Genomic DNA, 16,922 nt, shown 5'->3' with positions numbered 1-16,922 from the left:
CGCTGCCGCCGAAGCGGTGGCGCCGGCTCCCGTCCCCGCGGCCGCCCCGTCGGGAATCGCCGCGATCGAGTCGCCGCCCGGTTCCCCGCCCTCGGCACCCTCCGCAGCCGAGCCGCCCCGCCCCGCCATCGCCGCCGCGCCGCGCGCCCCGGTGGACCGGGCTGCCGCGGCCGCCGTCGCCTCCGTCCCGCGGCTCCGCCGGCCGATCCCGCGCCGCCGTGATGCGCCGCCGCAGCGGGTCGATCTGGTGTTGCTGCCCGAACGCCTCGCCCGTCTCGGCCGCTCGTCGGGACCCGGCACCGGCGCCGACGCCGCCCTGGTCGAGACCGCCGACGGCGCCGCCGATCCGGCCGGCCTCGCCATCCTGCAGCGCCTCGACGCGGCGCTGGGCGGCGCCGAAGGGCCGGCCGCGCGCCTCCTCTATGCCGACACCGTACCGACCGCGGTCGCCGCCGCTCTGGTCTTCGGCCTCGCCCGCGCCGTCGCCGAGGCCGGTCGCCGGGTCGTGCTGTTCGATCTCGCCGAGGACGCCGGCCCGCTCGCCGCCGCCTTCGATCGCGCCCCGCGCCTCGCCGCGCCGCACCCCCTGCGCGAACTCGCCGACTTCGACGTCCACGCCGAAGCCCACGGCGTGGTGTTGGTGCGGCCGACCGCGGCGGCGCTCGACCGGCCGCTCGGCCACCTCGCCGCAGCGGTCGCTTCGGCGATCGACATCGCCCTGGTCGATCACGACCTCGCCCTGGTCCATGTCGGCACCGCGCCGGCCGCCGCGCTGCTGTTCGACGTCGCCGAAGCGGTCGACCGGGTGGTCCTGATCGCCGAAGCCGGCGATCTCACAGGTACTCGTCTCGCCGGCGAGATCGAAGTGATGAGCGGCCTCCTGCCGCAGTTCGACCGCATCCTGGCGCTGGCCCTGTCGGGGTCGGAACCGGCCGCCCCGCGGGGCGACCGCCGCCGCATCCGCCGCTCGTGAGCGCCCGCCGAGGAGGTCCCCCCGCATGATCCTGGTCGACCAGACCCATCTCGGACGCACCATGACCGGCCTCGAGCGGATCACCCTCGAGCTCTTCAGCGCCGAGGCTCTGTCGCCCCTGAAGGTCCGGCCGATCACCGCCAGCGGCACCCTCGACCTGATCCTCACCCAGCAGATCGGCATTCCCCTGCGTCTGGCGACCTCGCCGGGTGCGATCCTGCTCGCTTCGGGCTTCCCGCCGTCGATCCCCGCCTCGTGGTTCGGCCGCCGGGTGGTGCCCTACGTCCACGACTGTTTCCTGCTGACCCGCCCCCAGGACCTCAACCGCCGCGCCGCGCTCTACATGGTGCCGGCCTTCCGCCGGGCGGTGACCACGCTGCCGTGGTTCCTGGTCAATTCGCAGACTACCGCCGGCGAGTTGCGCGCCTTCGCCCGCCCCGATGCCGAGATCACCCTCTACCGCCCGACCGTGCGCGACGTCTTCGCGATCGGCGCCGAGGCCTCGGCCCGCGCCGCCACCCAGCGCAAGGTCGAGCGCGGCGGCAAACTCGATCTGATCGCGCTGGGCACCGTCGAACCGCGCAAGAACCTCGCTGCCGCCGCCGACATCGTCGGGGTGCTGCGCGACGCCTACGGCTGGGATGCCCGGCTGCACGTGGTCGGCCGCTTCGGCTGGGGCGGCGAGGCCGATCGCCTGCGCGAACGCCCGGGCGTCGTGCTGCACGGCTACCAGGAGGCCGAAGCGGTCCGCGCCCTGCTGGCGAGTGCGCACGTCTTCCTGTCGACCTCCCACGACGAAGGCCTCGGATTGCCGCTGCTCGAGGCGCAATACGCCGGCCTGCCGATCGTCGCGCCGGACAAGCCGGTGTTCCGCGAGGTCCTCGCCGGCTCCGGCCGTTTCGTCGACGCCCATGATCCCGGCGCCGCCGCCGGCCTGATCACCCAGCTGGTGTCGCGCCCCGACGCCTTCGTCTCGGCCGCCGCCGACGCCATGGGCAACATCGCCCGCTGGAACCGCGCCGCCGAAGGCGATCACGCCGCCCTGATCGAGCGCCTCGCGCCCTGGTCGGAGTGAAGCCGGCCGGCGGTCACAGATACCAGGGCTGACGCCGGCCGCCGACGAAGCGGGTGGTCTGCTTGACTTCGAGGAAGGCGTCGAGACCCCAGCGGCCGAGCTCGCGGCCGATGCCGGATTGCTTCATGCCGCCCCACGGCGCCTCGAGGAAGGCCGGCTGCGAACAGTCGACCCACACGATCCCGGCCCTGAGGCGTGCGGCGACCCGGTCGCCGCGCTCGCGGTCGGCCGACATCACCGCCGCGCCGAGCCCGTAGCGGCTGTCGTTGGCGATGCCGATCGCCTCTTCTTCGCTGTCGAAGGGCCGCACACACACCACCGGCCCGAAGATCTCCTCGCGCCACGCGTCGGCATCGAGCGGCACGTCGGTGAGGATCGTCGGTTCCAGGAACCAGCCGACGTCGCGCCCCGCCGGGCGTCCACCGCCGCCGGCGATGCGGCCGCCGTCGGCGACCGCCCGGGCGATCGCCGCGCGGACCTTGTCGTATTGCGCCCGCGACACCAGCGGCCCGAGCTTGACCCCCGGCTCCAGCCCCGGTCCGATCGGGATCGTCGCCGCCACCTCGACGAGGCGGGCGAGCAGGCGGTCGTAGAGCGGCCGCTCGACCAGCACCCGCGAGGTCGCGGCGCAGACCTGACCCTGATTCCAGAAGATGCCGATCATCACCCAGTCGACCGCGGTCTCGAGATCGGCATCGGCGAAGATCAGGAACGGCGACTTGCCGCCGAGCTCCAGCGTCACCGTCTTGATGCTGCGCGCCGCCGCGGTCATCACCCGCGCGCCGGTCGCCACCGACCCGGTGAAGGCCAGCTTGTCGACATCCGGGTGGTCGGCGAGCGGCGCCCCGACCTCGGGCCCGAACCCGGTCAGAACGTTGAAGACGCCCGCCGGCACGCCCGCCGTATCGACGATCGCCGCCAGTTCCAGGGCGGTCAGCGGCGTCAGCTCCGAAGGTTTGAGGATCAGCGTGCAACCGGCGGCGAGCGCCGGCGCGACCTTCCAGCAGGCCATCGGCAGCGGGAAGTTCCACGGCACGATCGCCCCGACCACGCCGATCGGCTCGCGCGTCACCGTGCAGGTGAAGCGCGGATCGGCGAGCGGCACGATCTCCCGCGCCCCGTCGAGGGCCTCGGCATGGGTGGCGTAGAGATCGAAACAGCCGGCCGCGTCGTCGATGTCGAGCCGCGCCTCGGCGAGCGGCTTGCCGACGTCGAGGACCTCGAGGCGGGCGAGCTCTTCCGATCGCGCCCGGATGCCGGCGGCGATCGCCCTGAGCATCACCGCCCGTTCGGCGCCGGTGGTCTGCCGCCACGGGCCCTGGTCGAAGGCCCGGCGGGCGGCGGCGACCGCCCGATCGACGTCGACCGACGAGGCGGCCGGGGCGTGGTGGATCACCGCTTCGGTCGCCGGATCGATCACCTCGAACGTCCCGCCGAGCGCCGGCGCCACGAAGGCACCGTCGATGTAGAGCCGATCGCGCATGGCAGTCTCCCGTCGGTCGGTCGCGGTTGGTGGTCGCCCCAGTCTAGAGCATGTGGCGGGCGGCGCGAACCCGCCCGCGCGAATTCGCGGTCCGACCGATCCCGGCGGACCCGGCGCGGGGTGCCATGGGCCGCGCACCCGTGCCAACATGGGGCCCAGATCGGGCGGCTCCGGCCGCCCCTCCGCGTGAACCGGATCCGAGGACGAGCGATGAACGAGACGTCAGCCCCCACACCCCCGACCGCCGCGCCCCCGCCGGCGCCGATCGTCACCGGCCGCGGGCCGGCGGACGAGGACGCGGGCGCGCTGGTCGAACGCATCCGCACCGTCATCCTGCAGGCGATGGCCGGCGACGCGGCGGCGGTCGCCGCGCATTTCGCCCCCGACGCCGAACTGGTGTTCGTCGGCCGGCGGTTGGCCGCGGCTTCCGAGATCGGCGCCTTCAACGCCACTCGCTACCGCTGGGTGAAGAAGGCGATCGACCAGTGGGACGTCGCCTTCGGGGACGATCGCACGGTGGTCACCAGCGTCGGCACGCTCTACGGCGAATGGCTCGACGGCACGCCCTTCGAAGGCAATCGCTACATCGACCGCTTCGTGCTGATCGGCGACAAGATCACCCGCATGGACGTGTGGAACGACAGCGCCGAACGCCTGCTGACCCGCGTCGCCGCAGACCGCTGACCGCAAAACGCCGCCGCCCGGATCGCGGACGACCCGGGCGGCAGGGCAGGGGAGGCGCGAGCGAGTGATCAGGCGCCGAGCGAGGCGTCGAACTCCAGCACCGCGTCGAGCAGCACCTGGGCGCCGGCGGCGCATTCGGCTTGGCTGGTCGATTCGGCCTCGTTGTGGCTGAGGCCGCCGGCGCAGGGCACGAAGATCATCGTGGTCGGCGTGACGCGGGCGAGATAGACCGCGTCGTGGCCGGCGCCCGAGACCATCCGGCGCTTGGAATAGCCGTTCTTGTCGGTGGCATGGTCGACGCAGTCGATCAGATGCGGCGCGAATTTCACCGCCGGCGAATTCCAGATCATCTTCTCTTCCCAGTCGAGCTTCAGCGGCGGCAGGATCTCGGCCAGCGCCGCGCGATAGTCGGCCTCCATCGCCTCGAGCACACTCTCTTCCGGATGGCGGAAGTCGACGGTGAAGAACACTTCGCCGGGCACGACGTTGCGCGAGTTCGGCTTGACCTCGACCAGACCGACGGTGCCGACCGCATCCGGCCCGTGCGCGAGCGCGATTCCATCGATCGCCTCGATCATCCGCGCAGTGCCGACCAGGGCGTTCTTCCTGAGCCGCATCGGCGTCGCGCCGGTGTGGGCGTCCTGACCGGTCACCGTGACCTCGTACCAACGCATGCCCTGCACGCCGGTCAGCACGCCGATGGTCAGCCCCTCGTCCTCGAGGATCGGGCCCTGTTCGATGTGCAGTTCGAAATAGGCGCTGAGCGGATGATCGCCGGCGATCTGTTCGCCGCGATAGCCGATCCGCTCGAGCTCGGCGCCGAAGGTGAGCCCGGCCCGGTCGACCCGCTCGTCGGCATAGGCGCGGGTGAACACCCCGGCGAACACGCCGGAGGCCAGCATCGCCGGGGCGAAGCGCGAGCCCTCCTCGTTGGTCCAACTGACCACTTCGATCGGCGCATTGGTCTCGTAGCCCGAGGCGTGGAGCGTCTTCAGCGCCTCGAGCGCGCCGAGCACCCCGAGGATGCCGTCGAACTTGCCGCCGGTCGGCTGGGTGTCGAGATGCGAGCCCAGCGCGATCGGCGGCAGGGCCGGGTTCTTGCCCGGACGGCGGGCGAACAGATTGCCGACCTCGTCGACGGTGACGGTGCAGCCCAACGCCTGCGTCTCGGCGACGAACCAGTCGCGGACCTGCTTGTCCTCGTCGGTCAGGGTCAGCCGGCGCACGCCGCCCTTGGCCGTCCCGCCGAACTTGGCGGTGGACATCAGCATGTCCCACAGCCGCTCGGAATCGATCTTCAGATTGGGAATCATCGCGCAGTCACTCCATCCGGCAGCTCGCGGCGACGCATCACCGCTCACCACCGATCGCGGGAACTCAGGGGGTCACTTCGATGCGGCCGACCGGGCGCGGCCGGCTCGCTTCCTTCCAGGTGATCGAGGCGACGTGGGCGGCCGGGAAGGGATCGCGCGGCACATAGGTGCCGTCGCCCGGCTCCAGCCGGATCTCCTTGTCCTTCCAGGCGATGCGCCCGCGTGACACCGTGACCACCGGCAGGCCGGTGACGGCGATCCCCTCGAAGACGTTGTAGTCGATCGCCGAGAACTGCTTGGCCGCGGTGATGGTCTTGGTCGCCTCCGGATCCCAGACGATCAGATCGGCGTCCGAGCCGACCGCGACGCGGCCCTTCTTCGGATACATGTTGAGAATGCGGGCGATGTTGGCCGAGGTCACCGCCACGAACTCCTCCTTGGTCAGCCGCCCGGTGGCGACGCCGTGGGTCCACAGCACCGGCAGGCGATCCTCGAGGCCGGCGGTGCCGTTGGGGATCTTGCGGAAGTCGCCGAGCCCCATCCGCTTCTGCTGGGTGGTGAAGGAACAGTGGTCGGTCGCCACCACCTGCAGGGTGCCGTTGGCCAGCCCCGCCCACAGCGCATCCTGATGCTTCTTGTCGCGGAACGGCGGCGACATCACCCGGCGCGCCGCATGATCCCAGTCGGTCGAGCGATATTCGCTCTCGTCGAGCACCAGATACTGGACCAGCGGTTCGCCGTAGACCCGCTTGCCCGCGGCGCGTGCCCGGGCGATCGCCTCGAGCGACTGCGTGCAGGAGGTATGGACGACGTAGAGCGGCACGCCGATCATGTCGGCGATGACGATGGCGCGGTTGGTCGCCTCGCCCTCGACTTCCGGCGGCCGCGAATAGGGATGGCCCTCGGGGCCGGTGTAGCCGCGCTCGAAATAGAGCTTCTGCAACTGCCACACCAGATCGCCGTTCTCGGCATGGACCATCGGCAGCGCGCCGAGCCCGGCGCAGCGCGAGAAGGCCTGGAACAGCTCGTCGTCGTTGACCATCAACGAGCCCTTGTAGGCCATGAAGTGCTTGTAGCTGTTGATGCCGTAGGTCTTGACGCAGGTCTCCATCTCGTCGTGGACCTGTTTGTCCCACCAGGTGATGGCCATGTGCAGACCGTAGTCCGACAGCGCCTTCTCGCCCTTGTGGCGCCATTCCTGGTAGGCCGCGAGCAGCGACTGACCGGGTGCCGGCAGGCAGAAGTCGACCACCATGGTGGTGCCGCCGGACAGCGCCGCGCGGGTGCCGGTCTCGAAGTCGTCGGCCGACGAGGTGCCCATGAACGGCATGTCGAGATGGGTGTGCGGATCGATGCCGCCGGGCATGACGTAACAGCCGCCGGCGTCGATCACCTCGGTACCGGCCGGCACGGTCAGTCCGGTGCCGATGGCGACGATGGTCTCGCCGTCGACGAGCACGTCGGCGCGGACCGAATGATCGGCATTCACCACGGTTCCACCACGGATGAGGATCGGCATTGGGCTCTCCTGAACGGCCTGGGCGAGGATGGATCGAACCGCCCGGCGGGGCGGGGCAGGGCATTCGCATAGGGACCGACCCGACCCTCCGATGTCGTCCCCGGCCGGAGCCGGCGCAAGCCGGCGGAGGGGAAGGGGATCCGGGGGCAGGTGGGTAGGCTCTCGGCGTTTCCCGAGCGGCCTCTGGTCCCCTTCCCTCGCCCTTCGGGCTCGCCGGGGACGACGGCAGGGGCAGGATCCGACCGATCGGGACGATGGGGGTTGCGACGAAATCCAATTGCGATCGCCCGGCGGGGCGGGGGGCCGACGCCGGAGCCTCCGGCGTCGGCAGATCGGGGTCGGCGCCTGCGATCAGGCGCCGGCGGCGGGCCTCACTTCAGGCCGGCGGCGTCGGTGACCGCATGGGTCCAGGCGCCCTTGGGCTCCTTGGTGATGACCGGCGCTTCGCCACCGGCGGAGAGCAGCGTCTTCACCGTCAGATCGTAGTCGGCGACGACCAGCGCGCCGGTCGAACCTTCGGTCAGCTTGTTGATCTCGCCGACCATGCGGATCTGATGCTTCTCGGTCTGGGCGCCGGTCGCGTCGTTGTCGAGGACGATCTTGGCGGCGGCCTCGGGGTTGGCCCGCGCCCAGTCCCAGCCCTTCATCGACGCCTTGACGAACTTCGCCGCCTTCTCGACGAACTTCGGATCGGCGAGCTTGGCTTCGGTGGTGTAGAGCCCGTCTTCCAGCGTCGCCACGCCCTGATCGGCATATTTGAAGGTGACGAGATCGGCGGCCTTGATGCCGGCGTCGATCACCTGCCAATATTCGTTGTAGGTCATGGTCGAGATGCAGGCGGCCTGCTTCTGGATCAGCGGGTCGACGTTGAAGCCCTGCTTGATCACCTTGACGCCGTGTTCCGAACCGTCGGTCTTGAGGCCGAGCTTGGCCATCCAGGCCATGAACGGATACTCGTTGCCGTAGAACCACACGCCCAGCGTCTTGCCCATCAGGTCGGCCGGCTTGGTGATGCCGGTCTCCTTGCGGCAGGTCAGCATCATGCCCGAGCGCTTGAACGGCTGGGCGATGTTGACCAGCGGCACGCCCTTCTCGCGCGCCGCCAGCGCCGCCGGCATCCATTCGATGATCACGTCGGCGCCGCCGCCGGCGATGATCTGCGGCGGGGCGATGTCCGGTCCGCCCGGCTTGATCGTCACGTCGAGGCCGGCTTCCTTGTAGAAGCCCTTGTCCTTGGCGACGTAGTAGCCGGCGAACTGGCCCTGGGTCACCCACTTCAGCTGCAGCGTCAGTTTGTCTTCGGCCGAGGCCGAGGTGGCACCCAGTCCGACCGCCAGGGCGGCGACGGCGAGAAACGTCCGAGTCATTCGACAGTCTCCTCTCGAGTCATGCGGCCGGGCGTCACCGTCCCCGGTTCGACGGATGCCAGAAGGTCACGCGGCGTTCGATCGACGCCAGGACCGAATAGAGGGTCGAGCCGGTGATCGCCGCCATGGCGATCTCCGCCCACACCATGTCGAGGCCCATGCGGCCGACCTCGGTGGAGATGCGGAAGCCCATGCCGACGATCGGCGTGCCGAAGAACTCGGCGACCAGGGCGCCGATCAGCGCGAAGGTCGAGTTGAGCTTCAAGGCCGCGAAGATGTGCGGCCCGGCGGCCGGCAGCCGCAGTTTGACCAGCGTCTGACCCCACGAGGCGCCGTAGGAATGCATCAGGTCGCGCTCCAGCCGCCCGGCAGCGGCGAGCCCGGCGACGGTGTTGACCAGCGCCGGGAAGAAGGTCATCAGCACCACCACCGCTGCCTTCGACTGCCAGTCGAAGCCGAACCACATCACCATGATCGGCGCGATGCCGACCAGCGGCAGGGCCGAGACGAAGTCGCCGAGCGGGATCAGGCCGCGCCCCAGGAACGGCACCCGATCGGCCAAGAGCGCCACCAGGATGCCGGCCGCCGAGCCGATCGCCCAACCGGGGATCGCCGCCCGCACCACCGTCTGGAAGAAGTCGGCGCCGAGGATCGGCAGCGAGGTCGCAAAGCGCACGGCGATCTGCGACGGCGGCGGCAACAGCACCGCCGGCACCCCGAATCCGACGGTGATCACCTCCCAGAACAGGAACAGGAAGGCGCCGAAGACGATCGGCACCGCCGCGTCGGCGAGGCGGGCGAGCGCCGGCGACGTCGGCCGCCACACCGTCAGCCGCTCGATCAGCGCCCACGAGCCGAGCCACAGGGCGATCAGGGTGATCACGAAACCGACCCCGACCTCGCCCGCCACCGACGGCGCGTGCGCGGCGATCAGCAGCGCCACCGCTGTCGCCGCCGTCACCAACGTCGCCACCGCCACCGCGAAGCCGTCGACGAGCCGCGGCAGGACGCCGGCGCCGAGGACCACGGCGATCGCCAGCAGCAGGGCCGGCAGCGGCAGAGCGCTCCAGGTAACCTTCGGGGTCAGCGGCGCGAGACCGCCGAGCAAGGTCAGCGCGCCGGTGGCGATCGCCGCCAGCCGCGTCGTCGACATCGGCGTGACCGGCGCGTCGTCGCGGTCGGGGGGCAGCGCGGTGTCGCTCATCGGCGCGTCCCCATCTGCCTGAGCACGAAACCCTCGAGCGCCCCGACCAGACCGACCATGGTCGCGGCGAGCGCCGCTGCGGCGAACAGTGCCGCCCAGATCTGGATGGTCTGGCCGTAGTAGGAGCCGGCGAGCAACCGCGCCCCGAGCCCGGCCTGGGCCCCGGTCGGCAGTTCGCCGACGATCGCCCCGACGAGGCTCGCGGCGATCGCCACCTTGAGCGAGGTGAACAGGAACGGCACCGAGGCCGGCACCCGGAGCTTCCAGAAGGTCGCCGAGGGGCTGGCGTCATAGGTGCGCATCAGGTCGACGTGCAGCCGGTCGGGCGAGGTCAGGCCCTTGACCATGCCGGCGGTGACCGGGAAGAAGCACAGATAGGCCGAGATGATCGCCTTGGGCACCAGGCCGGTGACCCCGATCGCCCCGAGCACCACGATGATGATCGGCGCCACGGCGAGGATCGGGATGGTCTGCGACGAGACGATCCAGAACATCAGGCTCTTCTCGAGGCTGCGCACATGGACGATCGCCACCGCCAGCAGGAGCCCGAGCAGGGCACCGAAGGCGAAGCCGGTCAGCGTCGACGACAGCGTCACCCAGGCGTGCTGGACCAGACTGCGCTTCGAGGTCACGGGCGTGTCGAGCACCGTCTTCTTCAGTTCGATCAGGATCTGATGCGGCGCCGGCAGGAGCGGCCGCTCGAGAGCCAGCGTCGCGTCGACCAGCTCGGCGGTCGAGAGCGGCGTCTCGCTCTGCACCAGCGGTGCGTTGAGCCACACCGCCGCCGCGTACCACACCACCATCAAGACCGCGACGATCGTCACCACCGGTCCGGTCGTGCCGGCGAAGGCCCGGGCGAGGAGCCCGGGGCCGCGCGGCCGGGAGGCAGGGGCAATCGCCGCGTCAATCGTCATAGGAATGCCCCGCGCGCAGCCCTTCGCGGACGCGATGGGCGATGGCCAGGAACTGCGCCGTCTCGCGGATCTCCAGCGTGCGGTCGGCCGGCAGGTCGCAGTCGATGACGTCGATGATCCGCCCGGGCCGCGGGCTCATCACCACGATCTTGGTCGACAGGAACACCGCTTCCGGAATCGAATGGGTGACGAACACCACCGTCTTGGCGGTCTCGGCCCACAGCTTCAGGAGCTGTTCGTTGAGCTTGTCGCGGACGATCTCGTCGAGCGCCCCGAACGGCTCGTCCATCAGCAGGAGCTTGGGATCGAACGACAGGGCGCGGGCGATCGACGCACGCTGTTGCATGCCGCCGGACAACTGCCACGGAAATTTCTTCTCGAAGCCGGCGAGATTGACCAGATCGAGGTTGCGGCGGGCGTGCTCGAGCCGGCTCGCCTTGTCCATCCCGAAGATCTCGAGCGGCAGCGTCACGTTGGCCAGCACGTTGCGCCACGGCAAGAGCGCCGGCGCCTGGAACACATAGCCGTAGAGCCGCTGGGTGCGGGCTTCCGCCGGGGCCACGCCGTCGACGGTGATCGAGCCGCCGGTCGCCCGTTCGAGATCGGCGATGACCCGCAGCAGCGTGGTCTTGCCGCAGCCCGACGGGCCGATGAACGACACGAACTCGCCTTCGCGCACCGTCAGATCGACGTCGGACAGCGCATGGACGACGCCGTCGGCGGTGTCGAAGGTCAGCGACAGGGCCCGCGCGTCGATCACCACGCGACCCGGCGCCGGCCCGCCCGCAGCGGCTCCGGTCCCGATCGTCGGGTCTCGCAGGGGACTCGCGTCCATTCCGGTGCCTCCCGTTCCCGCGGGCTCTGGTCCCGTCTCTGAACGCGTCGATTTGATCAAACGGACAAATTTTGAGCAAGAGCAAAGATTGAGGATTTGTTGTGCAATGCGTGGGTGGTTTTTTCGCAGCTGCCGCATCGCCGGCAAATCATATCGATTGAAGCGCCGGCGCGGCAAGATCCGTTCACGCCGACCCCGACCAAGGCCGTAGATCGGCGGGGCTCCGGCGCCGGCGCGCGAGGCCGACTCGGACAGTTCTGCGATGGAAAAGGGGCGCCTTCACCGGCCGACGGAACCGAGGCCGGCGATCGTCGCGGATCGCTCGGTCTCGGCCGCTACGACGCTCACGCGGTCACGCGCCGACGGCGCCGGACGGCTGCGCCGGGTGCGGCATGACGGCGCGGGGCCGCTCGGTCAACGGACCACGGCGTGGTCGTAGATCCGCTTCACCTCGTGTTCGAGACCCTTCTTGATCGCGAACTGCACCACGATCTGGCTGGTCAGGCGCCCCGCCAGCGCGCCGGTCAGGGTGCTCACCGAATTGCTGAAATAGACCGCGTAGGCGGCGTCCTTGACCAATCCCACCGCGAAATCGAGGAACAGGTCGGCGGCCATGGTGACGATCCGCGTGTCGCGGGTGGCGATGTCGGTCTGGTAGCGCGCCGCCATCGCCACTTCGACCACCGCCGCGCCGTTCAGGCTGACCGGCGAAATGTGGCCGGCGATCCATTCCGACCAGTCGACGGTGCCGCTCTTGTCGGCATCGAGATCGGCATAGAAGGCGACGATCACCGCCGCCGTGTCGTCGAGGAAACCGACCGCGCCGATCGGCTTGCGCGCCGCACCGCCGCGCACCAGGACCCAGTCGATACGATCTGCCATGTCGAGTCCTCCCGCTTCAGGGTCCAGATCTCCGACGGATCGGCGAAGTGGATCGCCGGACTCGGTGGTCCGGTGGCGTCGAGTTTCGACGCTTTCGCGGGCGGGAGCTTGGCGAAGAGTTGACATTCGACCGGGGAACGCGAGGGAAGGCCGTGTCACGCTGACGCAGGAGCAGTCATCGCGACGGCGGTGCCGTCGCAGGACCATCGCAGGTGGCGGGGTGACGTTTCACGAGGGTTTCGTCGCGGTCGCAGGTCTTCGGCGAGCGCCGGCCCACGGCCGCGTCCGGCCGCGCCTCACTTCGCCGCGAAGCCCGCGACCGCCGCCACCACCTCGCCGTCGAGCCCGGCGAAACCGTGGTGGGCGCGCACTTGGCAGGCGTCGCCGTCGTCGCTGCCGCCGTCGAGCCAGGTGACCCGCGCCCGCCCCGCCGCCCAGGCGAGGAACGGCGCGACGCCCTCGGGCGAGGTCTTGCGGCAGCCGTCGTGGCGGTGGTGGACGATCAGCGTCGGCGGCAGCGTGGCCGGCGAGCCGAGGATACGCATCGCATTGTCGCCGTCGCCCGAGGCGTCCGACAGGAAGCCGGAGGTCAGCACCAACCGCGCCGGACGCGCCCCGGCGGCGATGCCGCGCGCCGCCCGCTGGGTGCCGCGGCTGGTCGCCACCACCGTCACCTTGCCGAAGCGGCTCATCGCCGCCACCGCGGCGCCGACGTCGACGTCGCCCTCGGGTACCAGGACCGCGAAGCCGCGCGCCGCATAGGCCTCGCGGGTCCGGACCAGCTGGTTGCCGCCGCGCGCGATGCTGCCGTCGGCGCCGACCCCGAGCTGCCCGTCGCCGCCGGTCATCAGCACGAGCGCGGCCTTCGGATGCGGCGGCACCAGCAGCGCGGCGCCGACCCCGCCGACCGTGGTACCCGAGACGGCGACCCCGGCGGCCGGGGCGGGCGTGGCGAGGAGCGGAAGGAGAAGGAGGGCGAAGCAGACGGCGGCGCGACGCATCGGCGGAACTCCCGAATCACGGGGCCCGCGCGATCGGGCCCGATCGCCGCAGCCTGCCCGATTCGGGGTGCCGCGGCGAGACCGGAGGCCGGTGCGGTGCTGTCGGCATCCCAGTCGATACGAGTTCCGCAACGTAAATAAGTATGAAAGCCAGCGTAAAATCACAGTCTGACAAGGAAACGATTGAAAATCATGCGCCGAACTGCGAGAAGAGATTCGCGGTTAACCGAATCTTCACGAGTTTGGCGCAGCATCGTCTGGTGATCCGCTGTACGTTTCCTCCCAAGACTGAGGCCGCTGCCCTCCCGGACAGCGGCCCTTTTTTTGGTCTCCGAAGGGCGGGAGCGGCGCCGGGATCGCCGGCGCGGGCCCTCACTTCAGGCTGGGGAAGTTGAACTCGGCGCCCGAGCGAATGCCGGTCGGCCAGCGCGCGGTGATGGTCTTCAGGCGGGTGTAGAAGCGCACGCCCTCCGGTCCATAGATCGAGTGATCGCCGAACAGCGAGCGCTTCCAGCCTCCGAACGAGTGGAACGCCACCGGCACCGGCAGCGGCACGTTGATCCCGACCATGCCGATCTCGATGCGGTCGGCGAAGGCCCGCGCCGCGTCGCCGTCGCGGGTGAAGATCGCCGTGCCGTTGCCGAACTCGTGGTCGTTGATCAGGCCGATCGCCTCGTCGTAGCTATTGGCGCGCACCACCGACAGCACCGGCCCGAAGATCTCTTCTCGGTAGATCGACATGTTCGGGGTCACCCGGTCGAACAGCGTGCCGCCGACGAAATAGCCGTTCTCGTAACCCTGCAGGGTCAATCCGCGACCGTCGACCACCAGTTCGGCGCCTTCCTCGACGCCCCGGTCGATGTAACCGAGCACCTTCTCCTGATGCATCTTGGTCACCACCGGGCCCATCTCGGCGGCCGGATCGCCGGCCGGACCGACCTTGAGCGCGCGCACCCGCGGCGCCAGCGCCTCGATCAGCCGGTCGGCGGTGGTCTCGCCGATCGGCACCGCCACCGAGATCGCCATGCAGCGCTCGCCGGCCGAGCCATAGGCCGCGCCCATCAGCGCGTCGACCGCCTTGTCCATGTCGGCGTCGGGCATGATCACCGCGTGGTTCTTGGCGCCACCCAGCGCCTGGACGCGCTTGCCCTTGGCGGTGCCGCGCGCATAGACGTATTCGGCGATCGGGGTCGAGCCGACGAAGCTCACCGCCTTGATCTTGGGGTGATCGAGGATGGCGTCGACCGCCTCCTTGTCGCCGTGCACCACGTTGAGCACGCCGTCCGGGAAGCCCGCCTGACGGAACAATTCCCAGATCAGCATCACCGCCGACGGGTCGCGCTCCGACGGCTTCAGCACGAAGCAGTTGCCGGCGGCGATCGCCACCGGGTACATCCACAGCGGCACCATCGCCGGGAAGTTGAACGGGGTGATGCCGGCGACCACCCCGAGCGGTTGGCGATGGGACCAGGAATCGACGTCCGGGCCGACGTTGCGCGAGAACTCGCCCTTCAGGAGCTGCGGCATGCCGCAGGCGAAGTCGACCACCTCGATGCCGCGGGCGACTTCGCCGAGCGCATCCGCATGGGTCTTGCCGTGCTCGGCCGAGATCGCCGCGGCGATCGCGTCGACGTTGGCGTCGAGCAGCCGCTTGAACTCGAACATCGGCCGCACCCGCTTCAAGACCGGCGTGCGCCCCCATTCCTCGGCCGCGGCTGCGGCATTCTCGATCACCGCGGCGACTTCTGCGGCGGTCGACAGCGGCAGAATGCCGGTCTGGGTTCCGGTCGCCGGATCGAACACCGCGGCGACGCGGCTCGAGGAAGAGGCGACCAGCTTGCCGCCGACGGCGTTCGAGATGCGGTTCATCGAGTGTCTCCTGGGGTGATCCGGGCCGGGCTCGGACGGGTTCGGCCACGGGCAACGTCACTGTCCCGAGACCGCCGCCATCCGGCCGAAGCTCCGTGATGATCGGAAAACTGAACGTTAGGGGGCCTCCGCCCGCCCGGCAATCCCGGGCCGGCGTTCAGCCCGTTCCGAATGTCGAACGGATGAACAGGGATGTCCGCCGCGTCGCCGCGGCTCCCTCGGGCCGCCCGCCGATCGCCGCCGGCGACGATTGCCCCGCGGCCGCGGCGCGGTCGTGGCGGCTACCGCAGCGCAAAAATCTGCCATGCCCATTTTCCGGGCGCGACGACGATTGACAGAAAATCTGAAATTTGATCGGATGGTCAAAATCGCCCGGTGCGGTCCCTCGAGGGAGCGTGGAACCGGCCCGGGGCGAGGAACATCGGATCTTCGAGCGAGGAGGGAAGACGATGGTCGCCACCCCCGACATCAGCGCCGGACGCCTGCCGAAGGACGTCCTGGACGGCCGTTTCACCGACATCAAGCCGCATCTCGACCTGCACGAGGCCCGCATCGCCGCCGATCGCTGCCTGTTCTGCTGGGACGCGCCCTGCGTCAAGGCATGCCCGACCACCATCGACGTGCCGCTGTTCATCCGCCAGATCGCCACCGACAATCGGCTCGGTGCGGCCCGCACCATCCTGTCGTCGAACATCCTCGGCGGCACCTGCGCCCGCGTCTGTCCGACCGAGACGCTGTGCGAGGAGGCTTGTGTACGCAATGCCTCCGAGGCGCGCCCGGTCGAGATCGGCCGCCTCCAGCGCTTCGCGACCGAAGCCGTGGTCGAGGTCGGCCGCCAGATCTTCACCCGTGCGCCGGCGACCGGCCGCCACGTCGCGGTGGTCGGCGCCGGTCCGGCCGGGCTCAGTGCCGCCCATGAGCTCGCCCGCCGCGGCCACGACGTCACCATCTTCGAAGCCGCGGCGAAGCCCGGCGGCCTCTCCGAATACGGCCTCGCCGCTTACAAGGAGACCGACGACTTCGCCCGCACCGAGGTCGACTGGATCCTCGGCATCGGCGGCATCACCATCCAATACGGCGTGCGGATCGGCGTCGATCTCGCCTTCGCCGATCTCGGCCACCGCTATGACGCGATCTTCCTCGGCGTGGGGCTCGGCGACACCAACGGCCTCGGGCTCGGCGACGACCTCGCCGGCGTCGAGGATGCGGTCGCCTGGATCGCCGCCCTGCGTCAGGCCGAAGATCTGTCGGAGGTGCCGGTCGGCCGCCGGGTGGTGGTGATCGGCGGCGGCATGACCGCCATCGATGCCGCGAGCCAGGCCAAGCGCCTCGGCGCCGAAGAGGTGACCATCGCCTATCGCCGCGGCCTCGCCGAGATGGGCGCCAGCGACCACGAGAAGGACATCGCCCGCACCGACGGCGTCTCGATCCGCACCAACCTCAAGCCCACCCGCCTGATCGGCGAGGACGGCCGGGTGGTGGCGATCGAGCTCGAGCGCACCATCGTCGAATCCGGCCGCGTCGTCGGTACCGGCGAGACGATCACGCTGCCTTGCGATCAGGTGTTCCGGGCGATCGGCCAGACGCTGCGCAGCGGCGATCTCGGGGAAGGCCTCGCGCTCGCCGGCGGCCGCATCGTCGTCGACGCCGAGGGCCGCACCTCGCTGCCGCGGGTCTGGGCCGGCGGCGACTGCACCGGGTCGGGCGAAGACCTGACCGTCGAAGCCGTCGCGGCGGGCAAGACCGCCGCTCTGTCGATCGATCGCGCGCTCGCCGCCGCCGTTGCCGCCTGAGGAGGGACCC

At 70.3% G+C, this 16,922-nt stretch carries 13 protein-coding genes and 1 pseudogene; 4 read left to right on the top strand and 10 right to left on the bottom strand.

All coding sequences use genetic code 11. The features are described 5' to 3' along the window. Positions 1–973, top strand: a pseudogene (locus EYW49_RS13750) (hypothetical protein); the annotation flags it as partial. 25 nt (positions 974–998) lie between these two features. Further along, a complete protein-coding gene (locus EYW49_RS13745) occupies positions 999–2,048 on the top strand; it encodes a glycosyltransferase (RefSeq protein ID WP_131310158.1) in 1,050 nt (349 codons plus the stop codon). Positions 2,049–2,061: 13 nt separating this feature from the next. Here the strand turns inward: EYW49_RS13745 and EYW49_RS13740 are convergent, their stop codons facing one another. Beyond that, complete coding sequence (locus EYW49_RS13740) at positions 2,062–3,531, bottom strand: aldehyde dehydrogenase family protein (protein ID WP_131310157.1); 1,470 nt, start codon at positions 3,529–3,531, stop codon at positions 2,062–2,064. A 342-nt stretch (positions 3,532–3,873) separates the two neighbouring features. On the opposite strand from EYW49_RS13740, the gene EYW49_RS13735 reads away from it, so the two are divergent. Further along, positions 3,874–4,215, top strand: a complete 342-nt coding sequence (locus EYW49_RS13735) for a nuclear transport factor 2 family protein (protein WP_206365469.1) — start codon at positions 3,874–3,876, stop codon at positions 4,213–4,215. A gap of 68 nt (positions 4,216–4,283) precedes the next feature. On the opposite strand, the gene EYW49_RS13730 is transcribed toward EYW49_RS13735, so the two are convergent. The 9 genes from EYW49_RS13730 to EYW49_RS13690 form a co-directional block, all read right to left on the bottom strand. Next, positions 4,284–5,528 carry a M20 family metallo-hydrolase gene (locus tag EYW49_RS13730; protein WP_131310156.1) on the bottom strand — a complete coding sequence of 415 codons (1,245 nt, stop codon included), beginning with the start codon at positions 5,526–5,528 and terminating at the stop codon, positions 4,284–4,286. Between the two features lie 64 nt (positions 5,529–5,592). Continuing rightward, positions 5,593–7,047, bottom strand: a complete 1,455-nt coding sequence (hydA, locus tag EYW49_RS13725) for a dihydropyrimidinase (RefSeq protein ID WP_131310155.1) — start codon at positions 7,045–7,047, stop codon at positions 5,593–5,595. Between the two features lie 371 nt (positions 7,048–7,418). After that, entirely contained in the window at positions 7,419–8,414 is a 996-nt protein-coding gene (locus EYW49_RS13720) for an ABC transporter substrate-binding protein (protein ID WP_131310154.1), read from the bottom strand. Positions 8,415–8,448: 34 nt separating this feature from the next. Further along, on the bottom strand, positions 8,449–9,618 hold the full coding sequence (locus EYW49_RS13715; RefSeq protein WP_165498252.1) for an ABC transporter permease: 1,170 nt from the start codon (positions 9,616–9,618) through the stop codon (positions 8,449–8,451). Further along, a complete protein-coding gene (locus EYW49_RS13710; RefSeq protein ID WP_131310153.1) occupies positions 9,615–10,532 on the bottom strand; it encodes an ABC transporter permease in 918 nt (305 codons plus the stop codon). The genes EYW49_RS13715 and EYW49_RS13710 overlap by 4 nt, the downstream gene beginning before the upstream one ends. Continuing rightward, positions 10,522–11,367, bottom strand: a complete 846-nt coding sequence (locus EYW49_RS13705; RefSeq protein WP_131310152.1) for an ABC transporter ATP-binding protein — start codon at positions 11,365–11,367, stop codon at positions 10,522–10,524. Before EYW49_RS13705 ends, EYW49_RS13710 begins: the two co-directional genes overlap by 11 nt. 414 nt (positions 11,368–11,781) lie before the next feature. After that, positions 11,782–12,249: a hypothetical protein gene (locus EYW49_RS13700; protein ID WP_131310151.1), complete on the bottom strand. Its 468-nt coding sequence runs from the start codon at positions 12,247–12,249 to the stop codon at positions 11,782–11,784. 296 nt (positions 12,250–12,545) lie between these two features. Further along, complete coding sequence (locus tag EYW49_RS13695) at positions 12,546–13,250, bottom strand: alpha/beta hydrolase (RefSeq protein WP_131310150.1); 705 nt, start codon at positions 13,248–13,250, stop codon at positions 12,546–12,548. Between the two features lie 372 nt (positions 13,251–13,622). Next, on the bottom strand, positions 13,623–15,119 hold the full coding sequence (locus EYW49_RS13690; RefSeq protein ID WP_131310149.1) for a CoA-acylating methylmalonate-semialdehyde dehydrogenase: 1,497 nt from the start codon (positions 15,117–15,119) through the stop codon (positions 13,623–13,625). A gap of 449 nt (positions 15,120–15,568) precedes the next feature. Here EYW49_RS13690 and EYW49_RS13685 point away from each other — a divergent pair, with 449 nt between their 5' ends. Next, on the top strand, positions 15,569–16,912 hold the full coding sequence (locus EYW49_RS13685) for an NAD(P)-dependent oxidoreductase (protein WP_131310148.1): 1,344 nt from the start codon (positions 15,569–15,571) through the stop codon (positions 16,910–16,912). Positions 16,913–16,922: the final 10 nt, after the last annotated feature.

Origin of the sequence: Siculibacillus lacustris (assembly GCF_004328075.1) — a bacterium.
In the GTDB taxonomy this organism is placed as follows: domain Bacteria; phylum Pseudomonadota; class Alphaproteobacteria; order Rhizobiales; family Ancalomicrobiaceae; genus Siculibacillus; species Siculibacillus lacustris.
This window is presented reverse-complemented; position numbering and strand designations above follow the sequence as displayed.